This window comes from Methylobacterium brachythecii, from assembly GCF_014196345.1.
In the GTDB taxonomy this organism is placed as follows: domain Bacteria; phylum Pseudomonadota; class Alphaproteobacteria; order Rhizobiales; family Beijerinckiaceae; genus Methylobacterium; species Methylobacterium brachythecii.
The window spans coordinates 241,854-258,063 of sequence record NZ_JACIDN010000005.1; the positions used below are offsets into that span (position 1 = coordinate 241,854).

Here is a 16,210-nt window from a genome sequence, read left to right on the forward strand (position 1 = left end):
GGCCGCGAAGCCCCCACGTTGAAGGGCTGACCGGGAGGCCGTATCCGTATGGCCCGATTACGCTTGGACAACACCCTGAATGCGGAACCCCTACGACGTGCTCGGCGTGCCGAAGGGCGCGAGCGAGGCCGAGATCAAGAAGGCCTTCCGTAAGCTCGCCAAAGCCTACCACCCCGACTCGAACAAGGACCCCAAGGCCAAGGAGCGGTTCGCCGAGGCGAACACCGCCTACGAGGTCGTGGGCGACAAGGAGAAGCGCGGCCAGTTCGATCGCGGCGAGATCGACGCCGAGGGCAAGCCTCGGGCGACCGGCTTCGAAGGCTTCGGTGGCGGTCGCGGCGGCGGGTTCGACTTCGAGCACATGCAGCGCGGGCGCGGCCCAGCCGGAGGCATGGGCGAGGACATCTTCTCCTCGTTGTTCGGAGAGGCGTTTCGATCGGCGGGCGCCGGGCCGGGAGCGGGACGTGGACCGATGCGTGGCGAAGACGTTGCGGCCGAACTCGCCGTCACACTCGAACAGATCGCGGCGGACGAGAAGCTGCGCCTGACCCTCCCGGGGGGTCGCGGCGTCGACGTGATGATCCCCAAAGGCGTCATCGACGGCCAGACGATCCGTTTGCGCGGCCTCGGCGGACAGGCCGGCCCGCGTTCGGAGCCGGGGGACGCCCTGCTGACCATCCGCGTCAAATCGCATGAACGCTTCAAGGCGGAGGGCGCCGATCTGCGCGTCACCGTCGATCTTCCGCTGGAGGATGCGGTGCTCGGGGGTGCGTTGCGCGTGCCGACCCTCACCGGCGCCGTCGAGATGAAGATCCCGGCCATGACCAGTTCGGGCCGCTCCTTTCGCCTGCGCGGCAAGGGCCTTCCGAAGAAGGACGGCAGCCGAGGCGACCTCATCGCCACCACCGCCATCCTCCTGCCGGCCGGCGACGACGATGCGCTGGCCGACTACGCGCGGCGACGGCGCGAGGCAAAGGCCGGGACGGCCTGACACCCACCCCGCACGGCGTACGAGGCTTTCCCCTGCGCCGGGCGTCCGCTAAGGATGCCGGCCGCATGGCCGTCCCGTGGGTCGGGCGGAACGTGCGGTCTGAAGGTCAGGGTGAGTCATGTCGGACGGAACCGGTTTGCTGGCAGGCAAGAACGGGCTGGTGCTCGGAGTGGCCAACAACCGATCGATCGCCTGGGGCATCGCCAAGAGCGCGGCTGCGCACGGCGCAAAGCTCGCCTTCACTTATCAGGGCGATGCGCTGAAGAAGCGCGTCGAGCCGCTGGCGAAAGAACTCGACGCCCACGTCGTCGGCCATTGTGACGTCACCGATCCGGCTTCGATCGACGCCGTCTTCGCCAAGGCCGGCGAGGTGTTTCCGGAGGGGCTCGACTTCGTCATCCACTGCATCGCTTTCTCCGACAAGGACGAGCTGACGGGACGCTACGTCGAGACCTCGGAAGCCAACTTCACCAAGTCGCTGCTGATCTCCTGCTACTCCTTCACGGCGGTCGCCCAGCGCGCCGAGAAGCTGATGAAGAACGGCGGGTCGCTGCTGACGCTGACCTATTACGGCGCCGAGAAGTGGATGCCGCACTACAACGTCATGGGCGTCGCCAAGGCCGCGCTCGAGGCCTCCGTGCGCTACCTCGCCGCCGATCTCGGCCCCTCCAAGATCCGCGTGAACGCGATCTCGGCCGGCCCGATCAAGACGCTGGCGGCCTCGGGCATCGGCGACTTCCGCTACATCCTGAAGTGGAACGAATACAACGCCCCCTTACGCCGCACCGTGACCATCGACGAGGTCGGCGAGACGGCGGCGTACCTCGTCTCCGACATGTCGCGCGGCATGACCGGCGAGATCCTGCACGTCGATGCCGGCTACCACGTCGTCGGCATGAAGAACCCCGACGCGCCGGACCTCGCGCTCGACAAGGACTGAGCGTCTCCGGCATCGCGGGTCGCGCCCCGAGCCGACATCCGTCAGTCCTCGTCATCATCCGAAAAATCACCGGCGAGGCGTAGGCCTTCGATCCAGGTCTCGCCCTTGCGCTTGATCACGATGCGCGGTCGAACGCCGCCATGCTCGGTGATGGCAGCGGCGAGGCGCTCGGAATGCGTCACTAGCCATACCTGGGTGCGCTCGGAAGCGCGCACGATCATGCGCGCCAGCGGTTCCATCAAGTCCGGATGCAGGCTTGTCTCCGGCTCGTTCAGGGCGATGAAGGGCGGTAGGCGATAGGCCAGCAGCGCGCCGGCGAGAGCGAGGTAGCGCAGAGTTCCGTCCGAGAGCTCCGAGGCCTCGAAGACCCGCTTGGGATATTCCGGGTGAATCAGGCCGAAACTGGCCTCGCGCCCCGGCTCGGGAATGACGAGGCGGGCACCGGGGAAGGCGTCCGCGACGGCATCGTCGAGAACGACGGTGTCCTGCCGGATGTGCTTCAGCGTCGCGAAGACCGCGGCGAGATCGGAGCCGTCCGAGGAGAGAACCGGCGTCGTCACGGCGAGGCATGGCCGGCGAAGAGCCGATCCCGAATCCGTGCGAAAGTCGTGATGGAAGCGCCAGGCCGCCATTGCCTGGCGGACGATCTGAAGTTCAGGAAACCGCACGGCATCCTGGAGACTGGCAAGTGCGGTCTCCGTAGCGAGAAGCGTCGTGCCGAAAGGGCGCTTCTTGCCGTCCTCGTCGCGGACGAAACCCGAGTTGTTGTCACGCTCCAGTAGCACCAACGGGCGGCGGCCGGAGGTCAGCGATAAGCGCTCGGCCTTCAGTTGCGGCTCGAGGGGGAAGCCTGCCCCGACCACCGTATAATTGCCCCAGCCATCTGGAACCTGCGGCACGAGACCGACCTCGACCTCGTACACGAAGCCCTGCGCCGTCGTGTCGTCGATGAGTTCCACCCCGAGGCAGACGCGGGCCGTCTCCTGCTTGCGCCGTTCGCCGGCCCAGAGCACCGACTCCATCCCGCCCTCAGCCGCGAGCGCCCGTGTCAGCGTTCCATTGGCGGCGGCCTGGAGCAGTTCGAGCGAGCGGTAGAGGTTCGTCTTCCCGGCGCCATTGCCGCCGATGAAGACGCCGAGACCGTCGACGGGAAAGCGGATGCGCCGAAGCGAGCGATAGCCCGAGACGGAGATTTCCCTGACGGCAAGCATTCGTCCTCACCTCGTGGCCATCGTCGATTCCGGCGGCCCGCTCCTTCAGGCCAGCCTCCGCGACGACCCTACGCGAAGGCAAGGCTGCGGAGGCTCGCCGGCGTTTCAAGTCAGGCCGCGAACATACCCAGCGGCAAGGCGCTGCCCTCGACGAACTGAATGTGCAGCATGCCGTCGGACCGTTTCCTGACCCGGCAGTCGAGACGGCTGCCGCCTTCTTCGACCGTCATCACGAACTGGTCCGGCACCTGTATCCCGTTACGGACGTGGATCTTCGCCCCGCCCGGCGAGATGTCCCGGATGGTGCACTCGACGAGATGGCCGCCGGCGAGAGCGATCGTCGCCGGCAGCAGGACACGGGTCCTCCGGTCCGTGCGCCGCTCGTGCAGGCCGACCGTCCAGTCGTCGAGGCTGGCGCTGATCCGGGAGACGCCGCCGGCCGCGTGCCGCATGCTGACGAGGATATCCCCGGCGGACCGGCTCTGCTCGTCCGTGGCGGCGGCGACGCCATCGACGTGCCGGCTGATCGTGCCGATCGCGGCGGTGATCGTGGCGAGCGTGGCACCCACCTCGTCGGAGATGGCCTGCATGCCACCGATCTCGCTGCCGATCCGGCCCGTCGCGGTGGCCGATTGCCCAGCGAGCGCCTTCACCTCCGCCGCCACCACGGCGAAGCCCCGCCCGGCCACACCCGCCCGCGCGGCTTCGATCGCGGCGTTCAGAGCCAGAAGGTTGATTTGACGGGCGATGTCCGCGATCGTCTCGGCGACGCCGCCCATGGCGCCCGCGGCGGCCCGCAAGCGCGCGGTCGAGGCATCGGCCTCGTGGGCGCGGCTGTGGATCTCGCCGATCATGGCCTTCGACTGGGCCATGCTCTGCGAAGTCGACACCGCCGCATCGCTCATGCCTTCGGCGGCCTGCGTGACCTTGTAGACGTTGTCGAGGGTGCGCTCGGCCGCCTCCATGGCGACGTTGCGGGCCTGCATGCTGGCGGAGACGTTGGTGGCGTATTTCACGACCTTCTGGAGCCGGCCGTCCGCATCGAAGATCGGATTGTAGGTGGCCTGGATCCAGATCACGCGGCCGTCCCGGCCGATGCGCTGGAACATGCCAGAGATGAAATCTCCGCTGCGCAGACGATCCCAGAAAGCGGTGTATTCGGGCGTCGCGGCATACTCGGCCCCGACGAAGATGCTGTGGTTGCGCCCGCGCACCTCTTCAAGGCGGTAGCCGACCGCGTTCAGGAAGTTCTCGTTCGCGTCGAGCACCGCGCCCAAAGGGTCGAACTGGATCACCGCCTGGGACCGATTGATGGCGGCGAGCTGGCTCGCGGCATCCGCGTCCCGGAGCCTGCGCTGGGTGATGTCGGTGGCGAACTTCACCACCTTGTAGGGCCTGCCGGCGGCATCGAGGATCGGGTTGTAGGTCGCCTCGATCCAGATCTCGCCCCCGTCCTTGCGCAGGCGCTTGAACTGGCCGGCCTGAAAGTGGCCGCCCCGGAGAGCCTGCCAGAACGCGGCATAGTCGGGGCTCGCGGCCGTGGCCGCGTCGACGAAGATCCGGTGATGCCGGCCCTCGACCTCGGACAGCGTATAGCCGATGGTCGCGAGGAAGTTGGCGTTCGCTTCGAGGATGTTGCCGTCGAGATCGAAGGCGATCACGGCATTCGAGGTTTGGATCGCGGCGATCTGACCCTCGAGATCCGCATCTTTCGCCTTCTGACGGGTGATGTCGGTGGCGAATTTCACGATCCGGTAGGGCTTCCCGTTCCGGCCCAGCATCGGGTTGTAGGACGCGTCGATCCAGACCTCGGTTCCGCCCTTGCCGAAACGTCGGAATTGCCCGGCCTGGGTATCGCCCGCGCGCAGGCCATCCCAGAACGCTCGGTATTCGACCGTGTCCCGCTCGCCCGGCTCGACGAACAGGCTGTGATGGCGGCCGACGATCTCCTGGAGATCGTAGCCCATCGCCGAAAGGAAATTCCGGTTCGCCGTCAGGATGGTCCCGTCGAGCGCGAACTCGATCACCGCCTGAACGGCGTCGAGGGCCGCGAGTCTAGCCGCGCCCTCACGATTCTTGGTCGAGGAGAACATGGTCGTCATATGCCGGCCGCAGGCGAGAGGATGGGTGCGGGGCAGCGACTGGCGGGCGGCCCGAAAACTCGGTCGCGCACCACTTAACCCCCGAAGGACGTTAAGAACGCCAGATGCTAAAGCGCCCTTAATCGAAGCCCCGTTCAACCAAATTTGAGTGCCGACGCACACAACTTGTACGGCAACCGGCGATCACTCTGCGCGCTACTCAATCCTCCACTTTCAGGCCCTCAATCCCCTCTTTGGCCTCAGGAAACTGAGGGGCCATCGCTTCGAGCGTGTCGGCGATGGTGCGAGCGACAACGAGGTTGCGATACCACTTACGATTAGCCGGCACGACGAGCCAGGGAGCGTAGGGCGTGGAGCAGCGCGAGAGCGCGTCCTCGAAGGCCTTCTGGTAGGCGCCCCAGCTCTTGCGCTCGACGAGATCGGCTGGATCGAACTTCCAGTGCTTCTCCGGTTCGGCGATCCGGGCCTCCAGCCGCTCTTTCTGCTCGTCCTTCGAGATGTGGAGGAAGAACTTTAGCACCGTGGTGCCCGATGCGGTGAGCAGCCGCTCGAAATCGTTGATCAGCCCGTAGCGCTCGCGCCAGACCGGCTCGGGCGCGAGATCCTTCACCCGCACCACGAGGACGTCCTCGTAGTGGCTGCGGTTGAAAATGCCGATCATGCCGCGGCCCGGGGTGCGGAGGTGGTAGCGCCACAGGAAGTCCTGATCGAGCTCCGCCGTGCTCGGCACCTTGAACGACCAGACCCGGCAACCCTGCGGGTTCACGCCCTCGAAGACGCTGCGGATGGTGCCGTCCTTGCCGCCGGTATCGATGGCCTGGAAGACCACGAGCAGACTGCGCTTGTGCTCGGCGTAGAGCCGCTCCTGCAAAGCCTGGATACGCGTGCGCTCCGCCTTGAGCAGTTCCCTGGCGGCTTCCTTCTCGAAGCCGCCATCGGTGCTCGCATCGATCGCGGCGAGGCTGACCGTCTCGCCGGGCTCGACCATGACGATTCCGGGCGCAGGGCGCGGCACGATCGGGATATGGCCGCCGACGAGCGCGGGAGCCGACCCGGCAAGCGGCTCGCCGGTGCCTGCCGCGCCCTGCGACGCTTTGGCAGAGTCTTTCTGCCCATCTGCGGCGCCCTGATGCTTGCCGTGCTTCTTCGTCATGCGGAAAATCGTGCCCTGGCGAGGTTTTGGATCGCGGTCGCGTCACGCTACCGAAGCGCCACACTATGATCCAGGTTAAGACGCGGCGCGATTCGCCGAGACGGGCGTCGAAGAGTATCGGGACAATGGCGTGAAGCCGAGATCGGCCATCTGGTTCGTTCGTCACGGCCAGACCGACTGGAACGCGCAGAGACGGCTTCAGGGCCAGCGCGACATCGACCTCAACGCGACCGGGCTGGTCCAGGCAGCGGAAGCGGCGGCGCGCTTGCGCGCAGTCGCGGGCCTGGGGTTGGCTGAGGCCGACTTCATCGCGAGCCCGCTTCTGAGGACCCGCCGGACCATGGAGGCACTGCGTACGACCCTCGATCTCGCCCCCGACCACTACCGGACCGATCCGCGGCTCATGGAGATCGGCTTCGGCGCCTGGGAAGGCTCGACCTGGGCCGAGATCCGGCGCTGGGACCCGTCCGGCGCCTCGGCTCGCGACCGCGACCGCTGGAATTACCGGCCGAAGGGAGAGGGCGCGGAGAGCTATGCCATGCTCGCAGAGCGGGTCGGCGCGATGCTCGGCGAGTTCGACGGCCCCACGGTGATCGTCGCCCATGGCGGCGTCGCCCGCGCGGCCTTGGTGGCACTCGGTCATCTCGACACCTATGCCGCCGTGCGCCTCGGCATCCGCCAGGGAAAGATCCTGGTGATCGAGCCGGGCGGTTGGCGCTGGGCCTGACGCCATCCCGTATTCAAATCCGGTTCAAGCGCGGCATGGAACCGTGCTAGGCGACGCTCGACGGGGCTCACGCTCCCGTGAAGGCAGGGGCCGGTCGCAAAACGGCCCCGAGCGTCGGCCAAGCGTCGCCGAGCCGATCCAAGACCAGAGGGCCGGTCCCTGACGGGAGCGGGAGTTCGGATGAGCACACTCACCGACACGAGCACGGCGCGCCAGGAGGCACCATTGCCCGACGGGCTCGTCGGCAAGGCCGTGCTATATGGAGACTCCCGACCAGAGCTCATCCGCGACGAGGTGCTCGCCGACATTTTTCGCGCGAGCGCAGAGGCACGCCCGGACCACCCCTGCCTGATCGATGCCGCCGCGCGCGGTGCCGAAGGCGGCTATCCGGCCCTCACCTATGCCGAGGTCGACGCTCGCTCCGACGCCGTGGCTGCGGCTTTGGCCAATCGCGGCATCGGCCCGGGTGCCGTCGTCGGCCTCTGGATGCCTCGTGGCCCCGAATTGCTGATCGCGCAGATCGGCATCACCAAATCCGGCGCCGCCTGGCTTCCCTTCGACGCCGAGGCGCCAGCCGAGCGCGTCGGAATCTGCCTGAAGGACGCGGAGGCCAAGGCCCTGCTCGTCTCCGAGGCGCTGAAATCGGGTGCGCCCGATGCCGCTCCCGTCGTCACCACGGAATCCCTGCTGCGCGACGTACCGGAGGGCGCCCCGGCGCCGGACCTCAAGACGCTGCGCCTGACGCCACAGCATCCGGCCTATCTGATCTACACCTCGGGCTCGACCGGCGTGCCGAAGGGCATCGTCATCAGCCACGCCAACATCTGCCACTTCCTGCGCTCCGGGAATGCGCTCTACGGCATGCAGCCGGACGACGTCGTCTTCCAGGGCGCCTCGGTCGCCTTCGATCTCTCGATGGAAGAGATCTGGGTGCCGTATCTCGTCGGCGCGACACTCTTCGTCGCGACGCCGACCATGATGGGCGATGTCGAGAGCCTGTCCGGCATCATCGCGGAAGCCGGCGTCACGGTGCTCGACACGGTGCCGACGCTGCTCGCCATGATCCCCGGCGACCTGCCCAAGGTGCGGCTCGTGCTGCTCGGCGGCGAGGCGCTGCCGGAGCCGCTCGTCGGCCGTTGGGCGGTAAATGGGCGCCAGCTCTTCAACACCTACGGCCCCACCGAGGCGACGGTGGTCGCCACCGCCGCAGAAATGACGCCGGGCGAGCCCGTCACCATCGGCGGCCCGATCCCGAACTACACGATCTATGTCGCCGACGAGGCACTGAACCTGCTCGGCCCCGGCCAGCAAGGCGAGTTGCTGATCGGCGGACCCGGCGTCGCCAAGGGCTACCTGCAGCGCCCCGAGCTGACGGCCGAAAAGTTCGTCGCCAATCCCTTCGCAACCGGCGGCATCGATCCGATCCTCTACCGCTCGGGGGACGCGGTCTCGCTCGACGAGCAGGGACGCATCGCGTTCCACGGCCGCATCGACGACCAGGTCAAAATCCGTGGCTTCCGGGTGGAGCTCGGCGAGATCGAGACGCGGGTTCGGGCCGAACCGGCCATCAACCAGGCTGCCGTTGTCGTGCGCAACGACGATGGCGTCGAGCGCCTCGTCGCCTTCGTGGTGCCCGAGCGCGGCGCGGCGGTCGATCCGGCGGCACTCCGCAAGTCCCTGGCCGCGCAGCTGCCGCCCTACATGGTGCCCGGCCATTTCGAGACCGTGGAGACCCTGCCGCGGCTCACCTCCGGAAAGGTCGACCGCAAGGCGCTGAAAGCCGCCCCGCTCACCGTGACCCGGGTCGAGGGCGAGCAGGAGGAGCCGGCCAACGCCACCGAGGCGGCGCTGCTGGCGGCAGCGAAGAGGGCATTCGGCGAGCAGCCCATCGGCTTCGACGCGGATTTCTTCTCCGATCTCGGCGGCCATTCGTTGCTCGCCGCGCGCTTCGTCGGCGCGGTGCGCGAAACGCCGGTGCTGGCGGCCATGACCATTCGCGACGTCTATTCCCACCGCACCCTGCGGGCGATGTCGGACGACCTGATCGCGCGTTTCGGCGGCGTCGGCACGGATGTCGCCGTGCGCGATCTGAGCTTCGAGCCGCCTCCGCTGATGCGCCGCGCGCTCTGCGGACTGGCCCAGGCCATCGCTCTGCCCTTCGTGATCGCGCTGGCGACCTCGCAATGGCTCGGCATCTTCGTGACCTACCTGCTGCTCACCGGCGGCGGCCTCAGCTTCTTCGCCGAGCTCGGCGTGCTGCTCGCGGTCTATATCGGCCTCGTGCTCGGGACCGGGTTCATTGCGATCGCGGCCAAGTGGGTCCTGCTCGGGCGAACCAAGCCCGGGCGTTACCCGCTCTGGGGCCAATATTATTTCCGCTGGTGGCTGGTCTCGCGGCTGGCGCCGCTGGTTCACATCAAGTGGCTGCAGGGCTCGCCCGCCATCGTCTGGTACCTGCGCCTGATGGGTGCCAAAATCGGCAAGGACGCGCTGGTCTCCGAACTCGTCGTCGGCGCACCGGATCTTCTCACGATCGGCGCGGATGCGACCCTGGGCGGCCACAACGTCGTCGCCAATGCCGAGGTGATCGGCAACGAACTCGTCATCGGCACGGTGACGATCGGGCGCGACGTCGTCACCGGCGCTTCCTGCGTCTTCGGGCCAGACACCGTGGTCGGCGACTACGCCCAGCTCGCCGACCTGACAACGGTCCCGGAAGGCACCGTTATCGGTGAGGCCGAGAGCTGGGACGGCTCGCCAGGTCGTAAGGTCGGCATGGTCGACGTCTCCGAACTGCCGGAGCCGGCCTACGCCTCGCCCACGCGCCGTTTCTGGCTCGGCGCCGCCTATCTGGCGATCGTCACCATCGTGCCGTCGGTCGGCCTGCTGCCGATCTTCCCGGCCTTCTTCGTGTTCGACCAGATCAGCGACTCGCTCGGCGACGTCACCGACATCGACTACCACTGGTACCTGCCGCTCCTCACCTGGCCGACCGCCATGCTGATGACGGCGAGTTCGGTGCTGCTCATCTCGCTGATGCGCTGGGTGCTGATGCCGCGGCTGAAGACCGAGATCTACTCGGTCCACTCGCTGTTCTACCTGCGCAAATGGACCCTGGCGCTCGCCGTCGAGGTGACACTGGAGATGCTCTCCTCGCTCTTCGCCACCGTCTACATGCGGGCCTGGTACCGCATCATGGGGACGCGGATGGGCAAGGGCTCGGAGATCTCGACGAACCTGTCCGGCCGCTACGACGTCGTCGATATCGGCGCCAACAACTTCCTGGCCGACGAGGTGATCATCGGCGAGGAGGAGATCGTCCGCGGCTGGGTCGAGACCAAGCCGGTGACGACCGGCGCGCGCGTCTTCATCGGCAACGAGGCGGTCGTGCAGCCGGGCGCGATCATCCCGGACGACGTACTGATCGGTATCAAGTCGAAGGCGCCTGCCAACGCCGAGATGTCGCCCGGCGACACCTGGTTTGGCTCGCCGCCGATCAAGCTGCCGACCCGCCAGCGGGTCGATCTCGGCCAGATCGGCAAGACCTACGAGCCCGGCATCGGGCCGAAGCTGCGGCGTGGCCTGTTCGAGGCCTTCTCGACCTCGTTCTCGCCGATGCTCTACCTCACGCTCGCCGTTTGCGCGATCGACTTCTACTTCTACCCGGCGATCCTCGCCGAGGACTGGAGCGGGCTTGCCATCAGCTTCTTGCTGCTCAGCCTCGCCTTCGCCTTCATCCAGACGACCGCCGTCATCATCCTGAAATGGCTGCTGATGGGCACCTACAAGCCCGGCATGCGCCCGATGTGGTCCTGGTTCGCCATGCGCACCGAGGCGATCGCGGTGGCCTATTGGGGGCTGGCCGGCAAGGTGCTGCTCGAGCACATGATGGGCACGCCCTTCCTGCCCTGGATGCTGCGGCTCTTCGGCGTGAAGATCGGGCAGGGCTGCTGCCTGTTCACCACCGACGTCACCGAGTTCGACTGCGTGACGATCGGCGACTACGTCACCATCAACCGCGTCGCGGCGGCCCAGACGCATCTCTACGAGGACCGCATCATGAAGGTCGGCCGCGTCGAGATCGGCAACGGCGTCGCGATCGGCTCCTTCGCCACCGTGCTTTACGATGCCAAGGTCGGCGATTTCGCCCGGCTGCGCCCGCTCACCATCGTCATGAAGGGTGAAACCATTCCGCCGCACAGCGAGTGGGAAGGGGCACCGCCGGTACCGGTCGTGCGCGCGGCTGTGGAGATCAAGCAGGCAGCCTGATCGCCCGTCATCTTTTCTGCAAAAGAATCGCGGGAGGCTGTCGGGATGGCCGCGCTTCGTTCGTCTAGAGGACGGGGCCTGACAAGGCCGAGCACGCGAGGAACGCCGCGATGAGCAACGAGACGCCGAATATGATCCCACCCAAGAACATCACGAAGGGTGGAGTCGTCGCCTATCTGATGCTGGATGGCGCCATGAAGGCCGCCGAATTCTACGCGCAGGCTTTCGGTGCCGAGACCGCCTTCGCCATCCCGCCCGACGACAAGGGACGGACGATGCATGTTCACCTGCACATCAACGGGTCGTCGGTGATGCTCGGGGACGCCTATCCGGAATACGGCCATCCGCTGCTACCGCCGCAGGCCTTCACGATGACGCTGCTCGTCGACGACATTGCGCCGTGGTGGGACCGTGCGGTCGCGGCCGGCTGCAGCGTGGTCACGCCCTATTCCGAGATGTTCTGGGGCGACGTCTACGGCCAGCTCCGGGACCCGTTCGGGGTGATCTGGGCGCTGAACCAGCCGAAGCCCTGAGCGCCCGCGCGCGGACCCAAATCGACGGAGAATGACGATGACCGAAACCGCCGACAACGCGGAACGCGATCTCGTGCTCACACGCCTGATCGCGGCGAGCCCGGCCGCCCTCTATCGCTGCTGGACCGAGCCGGAGTTGATGAGGCAGTGGTTCACGCCGCCGCCCTTCAAGACCGTCCATGCCGAGAACGACCTGCGCCCAGGTGGATCGAGCCTCGTGGTCATGCAGGGGCCCGACGGCACCGAGTTTCCCAACCGCGGGATCTATCTCGATGTCGTGCCGAACGAGCGCATCGTCTTCACCGATGCCTACACCTCGGCCTGGGAGCCCTCGCAGAAGCCGTTCATGACGGGAATCCTCACCTTCGAGCCCGAAGGCGAGGGCACGCGCTACACGGCGCGCGTCCGCCATTGGACGGCGGCCGACCGCGAAGCCCACGAGAAGATGGGGTTTCACCAAGGCTGGGGGACGGCGACCGATCAGCTCGCCGCCCTGGCGGTGACGCTGTAGGGCAGGACGCACAAACCCTCCCTCCTATGCGAGAGAGGGTTTGTCCGCGTCGGCGTGGCGTTAAGCCGCCTTCGCCGGACCCAAGCGCTTGTCGAGATACGTATCGACGGTCTGCGTCAGCTCGTCGACCTTGCCGTCGAAGAAGTGATTGGCGCCCTCGACCATCTGGTGCTCGATGATGACGCCCTTCTGGACCTTCACCTTCTCGATCACCGGCATGACCTCGCGGGCCGGGGCCACGCGGTCCTCCGAGCCATGCACGAAAAGGCCGGAGGACGGGCAGGGGGCGAGGAAGGTGAAGTCGTAGCGGTTGGCCATGGCTGCGATCGAGATGAAGCCCTCGATCTCCGGGCGACGCATCAGAAGCTGCATGCCGATCCAGGAGCCGAAGGAGACACCGGCGATCCAGCAGGCCTTGGCCTCTGGGTTGACCGACTGCACCCAGTCGAGCGCCGAAGCTGCATCCGACAATTCGCCCGAGCCGTGATCGAAGGCACCCTGGCTGCGGCCAACGCCGCGGAAATTGAAGCGCAGGGCCGCAAATCCGCGATTCGCGAACGTATAGAACAGGTTGTAGACGATCTGATTGTTCATCGTGCCCCCGAATTGGGGGTGCGGATGCAGGATGATCGCGATCGGCGCGCCCTTCTTCTTGGGCGCCTGGTAGCGACCTTCGAGGCGACCGGCCGGGCCGGTGAAGATGACTTCGGGCATACTGTCCTCAGGCGGAGCGTCCGTTCGCCTCCGCTGCATCGATGCTCGCAGGACACGGGCCGGCCCGCTCTGCGCGACGCCTTGACTCGTTCCGCCAGCTCCGTACAAGCGGCTTAGAATAATTCTAGGCGATTAGAAGCATTCTAAAGTAGCGGTCGGCAAGCGCCGCGTCTCATTGCTGATGTTCGTGGCAGCGCCTTAGCACGCTGCCCGGGGGCAAAAGCAAGGAAATCCGGCACCCACGGGTGCGGGCGCTGCAAAATCGAACGCCGAGATCGATCAACCTCGAAGACCACATGCACGGAGCGGCACGCAGCTATCTCGACCACAACGCCACCACGCCGGTTCGTCCGGACGTGGCAGCGGCGGTCGCGCGTGCATTGATGCTGCCCGGCAACCCGTCCTCGATCCACGCGGAAGGCCGTGCCGCTCGCGCCGAGATCGATGCCGCCCGCGATGCGGTCGCCGCCCTTGTCGGCGCGCGGGCGCGGCAGGTGACCTTCACCAGCGGTGGCACCGAGGCGGCGAATGCCGTGCTCTCGGGCGCCCTTCGGCGCGACGGGCAGCCGGCGCCGAAGCGACTGCTCATGTCGGCCACAGAGCATGCCTGCGTTTCCGCCGGCCACCGCTTCCCGGCCGACGCTGTCGAGGTTTTGCCGGTCGATGCCGCCGGCCTGCTCCGCATGGACGTGCTGCGCGAGCGGCTTGGTGCATTGACCGGCGAGAGCCTGCTGATCTCGGTGCATGCCGCCAACAACGAGACCGGCGTCGAGCAGCCGCTCGAAGACATCGTCTTGCTGGCGCGCAAGCATGGCCGAACGCTCGTGCATAGCGATGCCGTGCAGGCGGTGGGCAAGATCCCGCTCGACTTCGATGAACTCGGCCTCGATGCACTGACTTTGTCAGGGCACAAGTTTGGAGCGCCGAAAGGCGTCGGTGCCCTCGTCTTGGGGCGGGGTGTTGTTCTGGAAGCCGCGTTCGTTCGGGGCGGTGGCCAAGAGTTGCGCCTTCGCTGCGGTACCGAGAACGTTCCCGGTATCGTCGCCATGGGCGAAGCTGCAAGGATCGCCCTCTCGTCGCTGGAAAATGAGCATTATCGGCTGTCCCAGCTTTGCAATGAGTTGGAGCGCCGCGCGCTCGAGTTCGCGCAGGAAGCGGTCCTATTCGGAGACGACGAGCGTCTGCCGAACACCTTCAGCTTCGCCGTTCCCGACCTCGAAGCCGCCACGGCGCTGATTGCCTTCGATCTTGCCGGCGTCGCGGTGTCGTCCGGCTCGGCCTGCTCGTCCGGAAAGGTGGCACGTTCTGCCACGCTCGCCGCGATGGGCGTGAGCCCTGCGCTCGTTGCGGGGGCGCTGCGCGTCAGTTTTGGCTGGAATTCACGGGAAGAGGACGTGTCCCGCTTCCTCACGGCCTTCGAACGGGTCGTCCAGTCACTATATCAGCGGCGAGGGCAGGCGGCATGATGTTCGCCTTCCACCGTCATCTCGCAAATGCGCCAGCCGTCCAGGCCGGCGACGTCAGGAGACGTTGAATGCCTGCAGTGCAGGAGACCATCGACCGCGTCCGTTCGATCGACCTCGACCAGTACAAGTACGGCTTCGAGACGACGATCGAGATGGAGAAGTCCGAGAGGGGCCTTTCGGAGGACGTCATTCGCTTCATCTCGGCCAAGAAGGACGAGCCCGAGTGGATGCTCGAATGGCGCCTCGACGCCTATCGCCGCTGGCTGACCATGCAGGAGCCGAACTGGGCGCGCGTATCCTACGACAAGATCGACTACAACAACCTGTATTACTACGCCGCGCCCAAACGTAAGGCGGCCCAGTCGCTCGACGAGATCGACCCCGAGATTCTCAAGACCTACGAGAAGCTCGGCATCCCGCTGCGCGAGGTCGAGGTGCTGGAGGGCATCGCCCCCGAGCGTCGTGTCGCCGTCGACGCCGTGTTCGACTCTGTCTCGGTGGCTACCACCTTCAAGAAGGAACTCTCGAAGGCCGGCGTGATCTTCATGCCGATCTCCGAGGCCCTGCGCGAATATCCGGACCTCGTCCGGAAGTACCTCGGCTCCGTCGTGCCGGTCACCGACAACTTCTTCGCGACGCTGAACTCGGCGGTCTTCTCGGACGGCTCCTTCGTCTACATCCCACCGGGCGTCCGCTGCCCGATGGAGCTGTCGACCTATTTCCGTATCAACGAGCGCGACACCGGCCAGTTCGAGCGCACGCTCATCATCGCCGACAAGGGCAGCTACGTTTCGTATCTCGAGGGCTGCACGGCCCCGAAGCGCGACGACAACCAGCTCCATGCAGCCGTGGTCGAGCTCGTCGCCCTGGAGGATGCCGAGATCAAGTACTCGACCGTCCAGAACTGGTATCCGGGCGATAACGAGGGCAAGGGCGGCATCTACAACTTCGTGACGAAGCGCGGCGATTGCCGCGGCGACCGCTCCAAGATCTCCTGGACTCAGGTCGAGACCGGCTCGGCCATCACCTGGAAGTATCCGTCCTGCATCCTGCGCGGCGATGACAGCCGTGGCGAGTTCTATTCGATCGCGGTGTCGAACGGCATGCAGCAGGTCGATTCCGGCACCAAGATGATCCACCTCGGCAAGAACACCACGAGCCGGATCATCTCCAAGGGCATCTCGGCCGGCCGCTCGCAGAACACCTACCGGGGCCTCGTCTCGGCGCACAAGAAGGCCAAGGGCGCCCGCAACTTCACGAATTGCGACTCCCTACTGATCGGCGATCAGTGCGGCGCACACACCGTGCCGTACATCGAGTCGAAGAACGCCTCGGCCGTCTTCGAGCACGAGGCGACCACCTCGAAGATCTCCGAGGACCAGAAGTTCTACTGCCAGCAGCGTGGTCTCTCCGAGGAGGAGGCCACCGCGCTCATCGTCAACGGCTTCGTCCGCGACGTGCTGCAGCAGCTTCCGATGGAGTTCGCCGTCGAGGCGCAGAAGCTGATCTCGATCAGCCTCGAAGGCTCGGTGGGCTGAGGCTCACCCAAACAGAAACGCTCAACGTCGGCGCCGACCCCTCTGCCTCGCGGCG

General features: G+C 66.5%; 12 protein-coding genes. 8 read left to right on the forward strand and 4 right to left on the reverse strand.

All coding sequences use genetic code 11. The annotated features are described in order from the left end of the window. The first annotated feature begins 79 nt into the window (after positions 1 to 79). Entirely contained in the window at positions 80 to 991 is a 912-nt protein-coding gene (locus tag GGR33_RS14760; protein ID WP_183506482.1) for a DnaJ C-terminal domain-containing protein, read from the forward strand. A 118-nt stretch (positions 992 to 1,109) separates the two neighbouring features. Continuing rightward, entirely contained in the window at positions 1,110 to 1,931 is an 822-nt protein-coding gene (fabI, locus tag GGR33_RS14765) for an enoyl-ACP reductase FabI (RefSeq protein WP_183506484.1), read from the forward strand. Between the two features lie 41 nt (positions 1,932 to 1,972). Here the strand turns inward: fabI and GGR33_RS14770 are convergent, their stop codons facing one another. The 3 genes from GGR33_RS14770 to GGR33_RS14780 all read right to left on the reverse strand — a co-directional run bounded on the left by GGR33_RS14770 (position 1,973) and on the right by GGR33_RS14780 (position 6,397). After that, on the reverse strand, positions 1,973 to 3,142 hold the full coding sequence (locus GGR33_RS14770; RefSeq protein ID WP_183506486.1) for an AAA family ATPase: 1,170 nt from the start codon (positions 3,140 to 3,142) through the stop codon (positions 1,973 to 1,975). A gap of 110 nt (positions 3,143 to 3,252) precedes the next feature. Next, positions 3,253 to 5,235 carry a methyl-accepting chemotaxis protein gene (locus GGR33_RS14775; RefSeq protein ID WP_183506488.1) on the reverse strand — a complete coding sequence of 661 codons (1,983 nt, stop codon included), beginning with the start codon at positions 5,233 to 5,235 and terminating at the stop codon, positions 3,253 to 3,255. Positions 5,236 to 5,443: 208 nt separating this feature from the next. Further along, on the reverse strand, positions 5,444 to 6,397 hold the full coding sequence (locus GGR33_RS14780; protein ID WP_183506490.1) for a polyphosphate kinase 2 family protein: 954 nt from the start codon (positions 6,395 to 6,397) through the stop codon (positions 5,444 to 5,446). A gap of 130 nt (positions 6,398 to 6,527) precedes the next feature. Between GGR33_RS14780 and GGR33_RS14785 the strand changes: the two genes are divergently transcribed. From GGR33_RS14785 to GGR33_RS14800, 4 genes are all read left to right on the forward strand, one after another. Then, a complete protein-coding gene (locus GGR33_RS14785; RefSeq protein WP_183506492.1) occupies positions 6,528 to 7,124 on the forward strand; it encodes a histidine phosphatase family protein in 597 nt (198 codons plus the stop codon). A gap of 180 nt (positions 7,125 to 7,304) precedes the next feature. Further along, positions 7,305 to 11,393, forward strand: a complete 4,089-nt coding sequence (locus tag GGR33_RS14790) for a Pls/PosA family non-ribosomal peptide synthetase (protein WP_183506494.1) — start codon at positions 7,305 to 7,307, stop codon at positions 11,391 to 11,393. 110 nt (positions 11,394 to 11,503) lie between these two features. Next, positions 11,504 to 11,926 (forward strand): VOC family protein, encoded by a 423-nt coding sequence (locus GGR33_RS14795; protein ID WP_246413155.1) that lies wholly within the window; start codon positions 11,504 to 11,506, stop codon positions 11,924 to 11,926. 37 nt (positions 11,927 to 11,963) lie between these two features. Continuing rightward, entirely contained in the window at positions 11,964 to 12,437 is a 474-nt protein-coding gene (locus GGR33_RS14800; RefSeq protein WP_425488786.1) for an SRPBCC family protein, read from the forward strand. Between the two features lie 60 nt (positions 12,438 to 12,497). On the opposite strand, the gene GGR33_RS14805 is transcribed toward GGR33_RS14800, so the two are convergent. Further along, positions 12,498 to 13,151, reverse strand: a complete 654-nt coding sequence (locus tag GGR33_RS14805; protein WP_183506497.1) for an alpha/beta hydrolase — start codon at positions 13,149 to 13,151, stop codon at positions 12,498 to 12,500. A 296-nt stretch (positions 13,152 to 13,447) separates the two neighbouring features. Between GGR33_RS14805 and GGR33_RS14810 the strand changes: the two genes are divergently transcribed. Both GGR33_RS14810 and sufB read left to right on the forward strand, forming a co-directional pair. Then, entirely contained in the window at positions 13,448 to 14,617 is a 1,170-nt protein-coding gene (locus GGR33_RS14810; protein WP_183506499.1) for a cysteine desulfurase family protein, read from the forward strand. Positions 14,618 to 14,685: 68 nt separating this feature from the next. Continuing rightward, positions 14,686 to 16,155, forward strand: coding sequence for a Fe-S cluster assembly protein SufB (gene sufB, locus GGR33_RS14815; RefSeq protein ID WP_183506501.1), 1,470 nt, complete (start codon positions 14,686 to 14,688; stop codon positions 16,153 to 16,155). The last annotated feature ends 55 nt before the right edge of the window (positions 16,156 to 16,210 follow it).

What these genes read in the sequence shown, in the direction of transcription:
- GGR33_RS14800 (WP_425488786.1), top strand. Translation starts at nt 11,964, where the DNA reads ATGACCGAAACCGCCGACAACGCGGAACGCGATCTCGTGCTCACACGC.
- GGR33_RS14805 (WP_183506497.1), bottom strand. Translation starts at nt 13,151, where the DNA reads ATGCCCGAAGTCATCTTCACCGGCCCGGCCGGTCGCCTCGAAGGTCGC.
- sufB (WP_183506501.1), top strand. Translation starts at nt 14,686, where the DNA reads ATGCCTGCAGTGCAGGAGACCATCGACCGCGTCCGTTCGATCGACCTC.
- fabI (WP_183506484.1), top strand. Translation starts at nt 1,110, where the DNA reads ATGTCGGACGGAACCGGTTTGCTGGCAGGCAAGAACGGGCTGGTGCTC.
- GGR33_RS14775 (WP_183506488.1), bottom strand. Translation starts at nt 5,235, where the DNA reads ATGTTCTCCTCGACCAAGAATCGTGAGGGCGCGGCTAGACTCGCGGCC.
- GGR33_RS14780 (WP_183506490.1), bottom strand. Translation starts at nt 6,397, where the DNA reads ATGACGAAGAAGCACGGCAAGCATCAGGGCGCCGCAGATGGGCAGAAA.
- GGR33_RS14795 (WP_246413155.1), top strand. Translation starts at nt 11,504, where the DNA reads ATGAGCAACGAGACGCCGAATATGATCCCACCCAAGAACATCACGAAG.
- GGR33_RS14770 (WP_183506486.1), bottom strand. Translation starts at nt 3,142, where the DNA reads ATGCTTGCCGTCAGGGAAATCTCCGTCTCGGGCTATCGCTCGCTTCGG.
- GGR33_RS14790 (WP_183506494.1), top strand. Translation starts at nt 7,305, where the DNA reads ATGAGCACACTCACCGACACGAGCACGGCGCGCCAGGAGGCACCATTG.
- GGR33_RS14760 (WP_183506482.1), top strand. Translation starts at nt 80, where the DNA reads ATGCGGAACCCCTACGACGTGCTCGGCGTGCCGAAGGGCGCGAGCGAG.
- GGR33_RS14810 (WP_183506499.1), top strand. Translation starts at nt 13,448, where the DNA reads ATGCACGGAGCGGCACGCAGCTATCTCGACCACAACGCCACCACGCCG.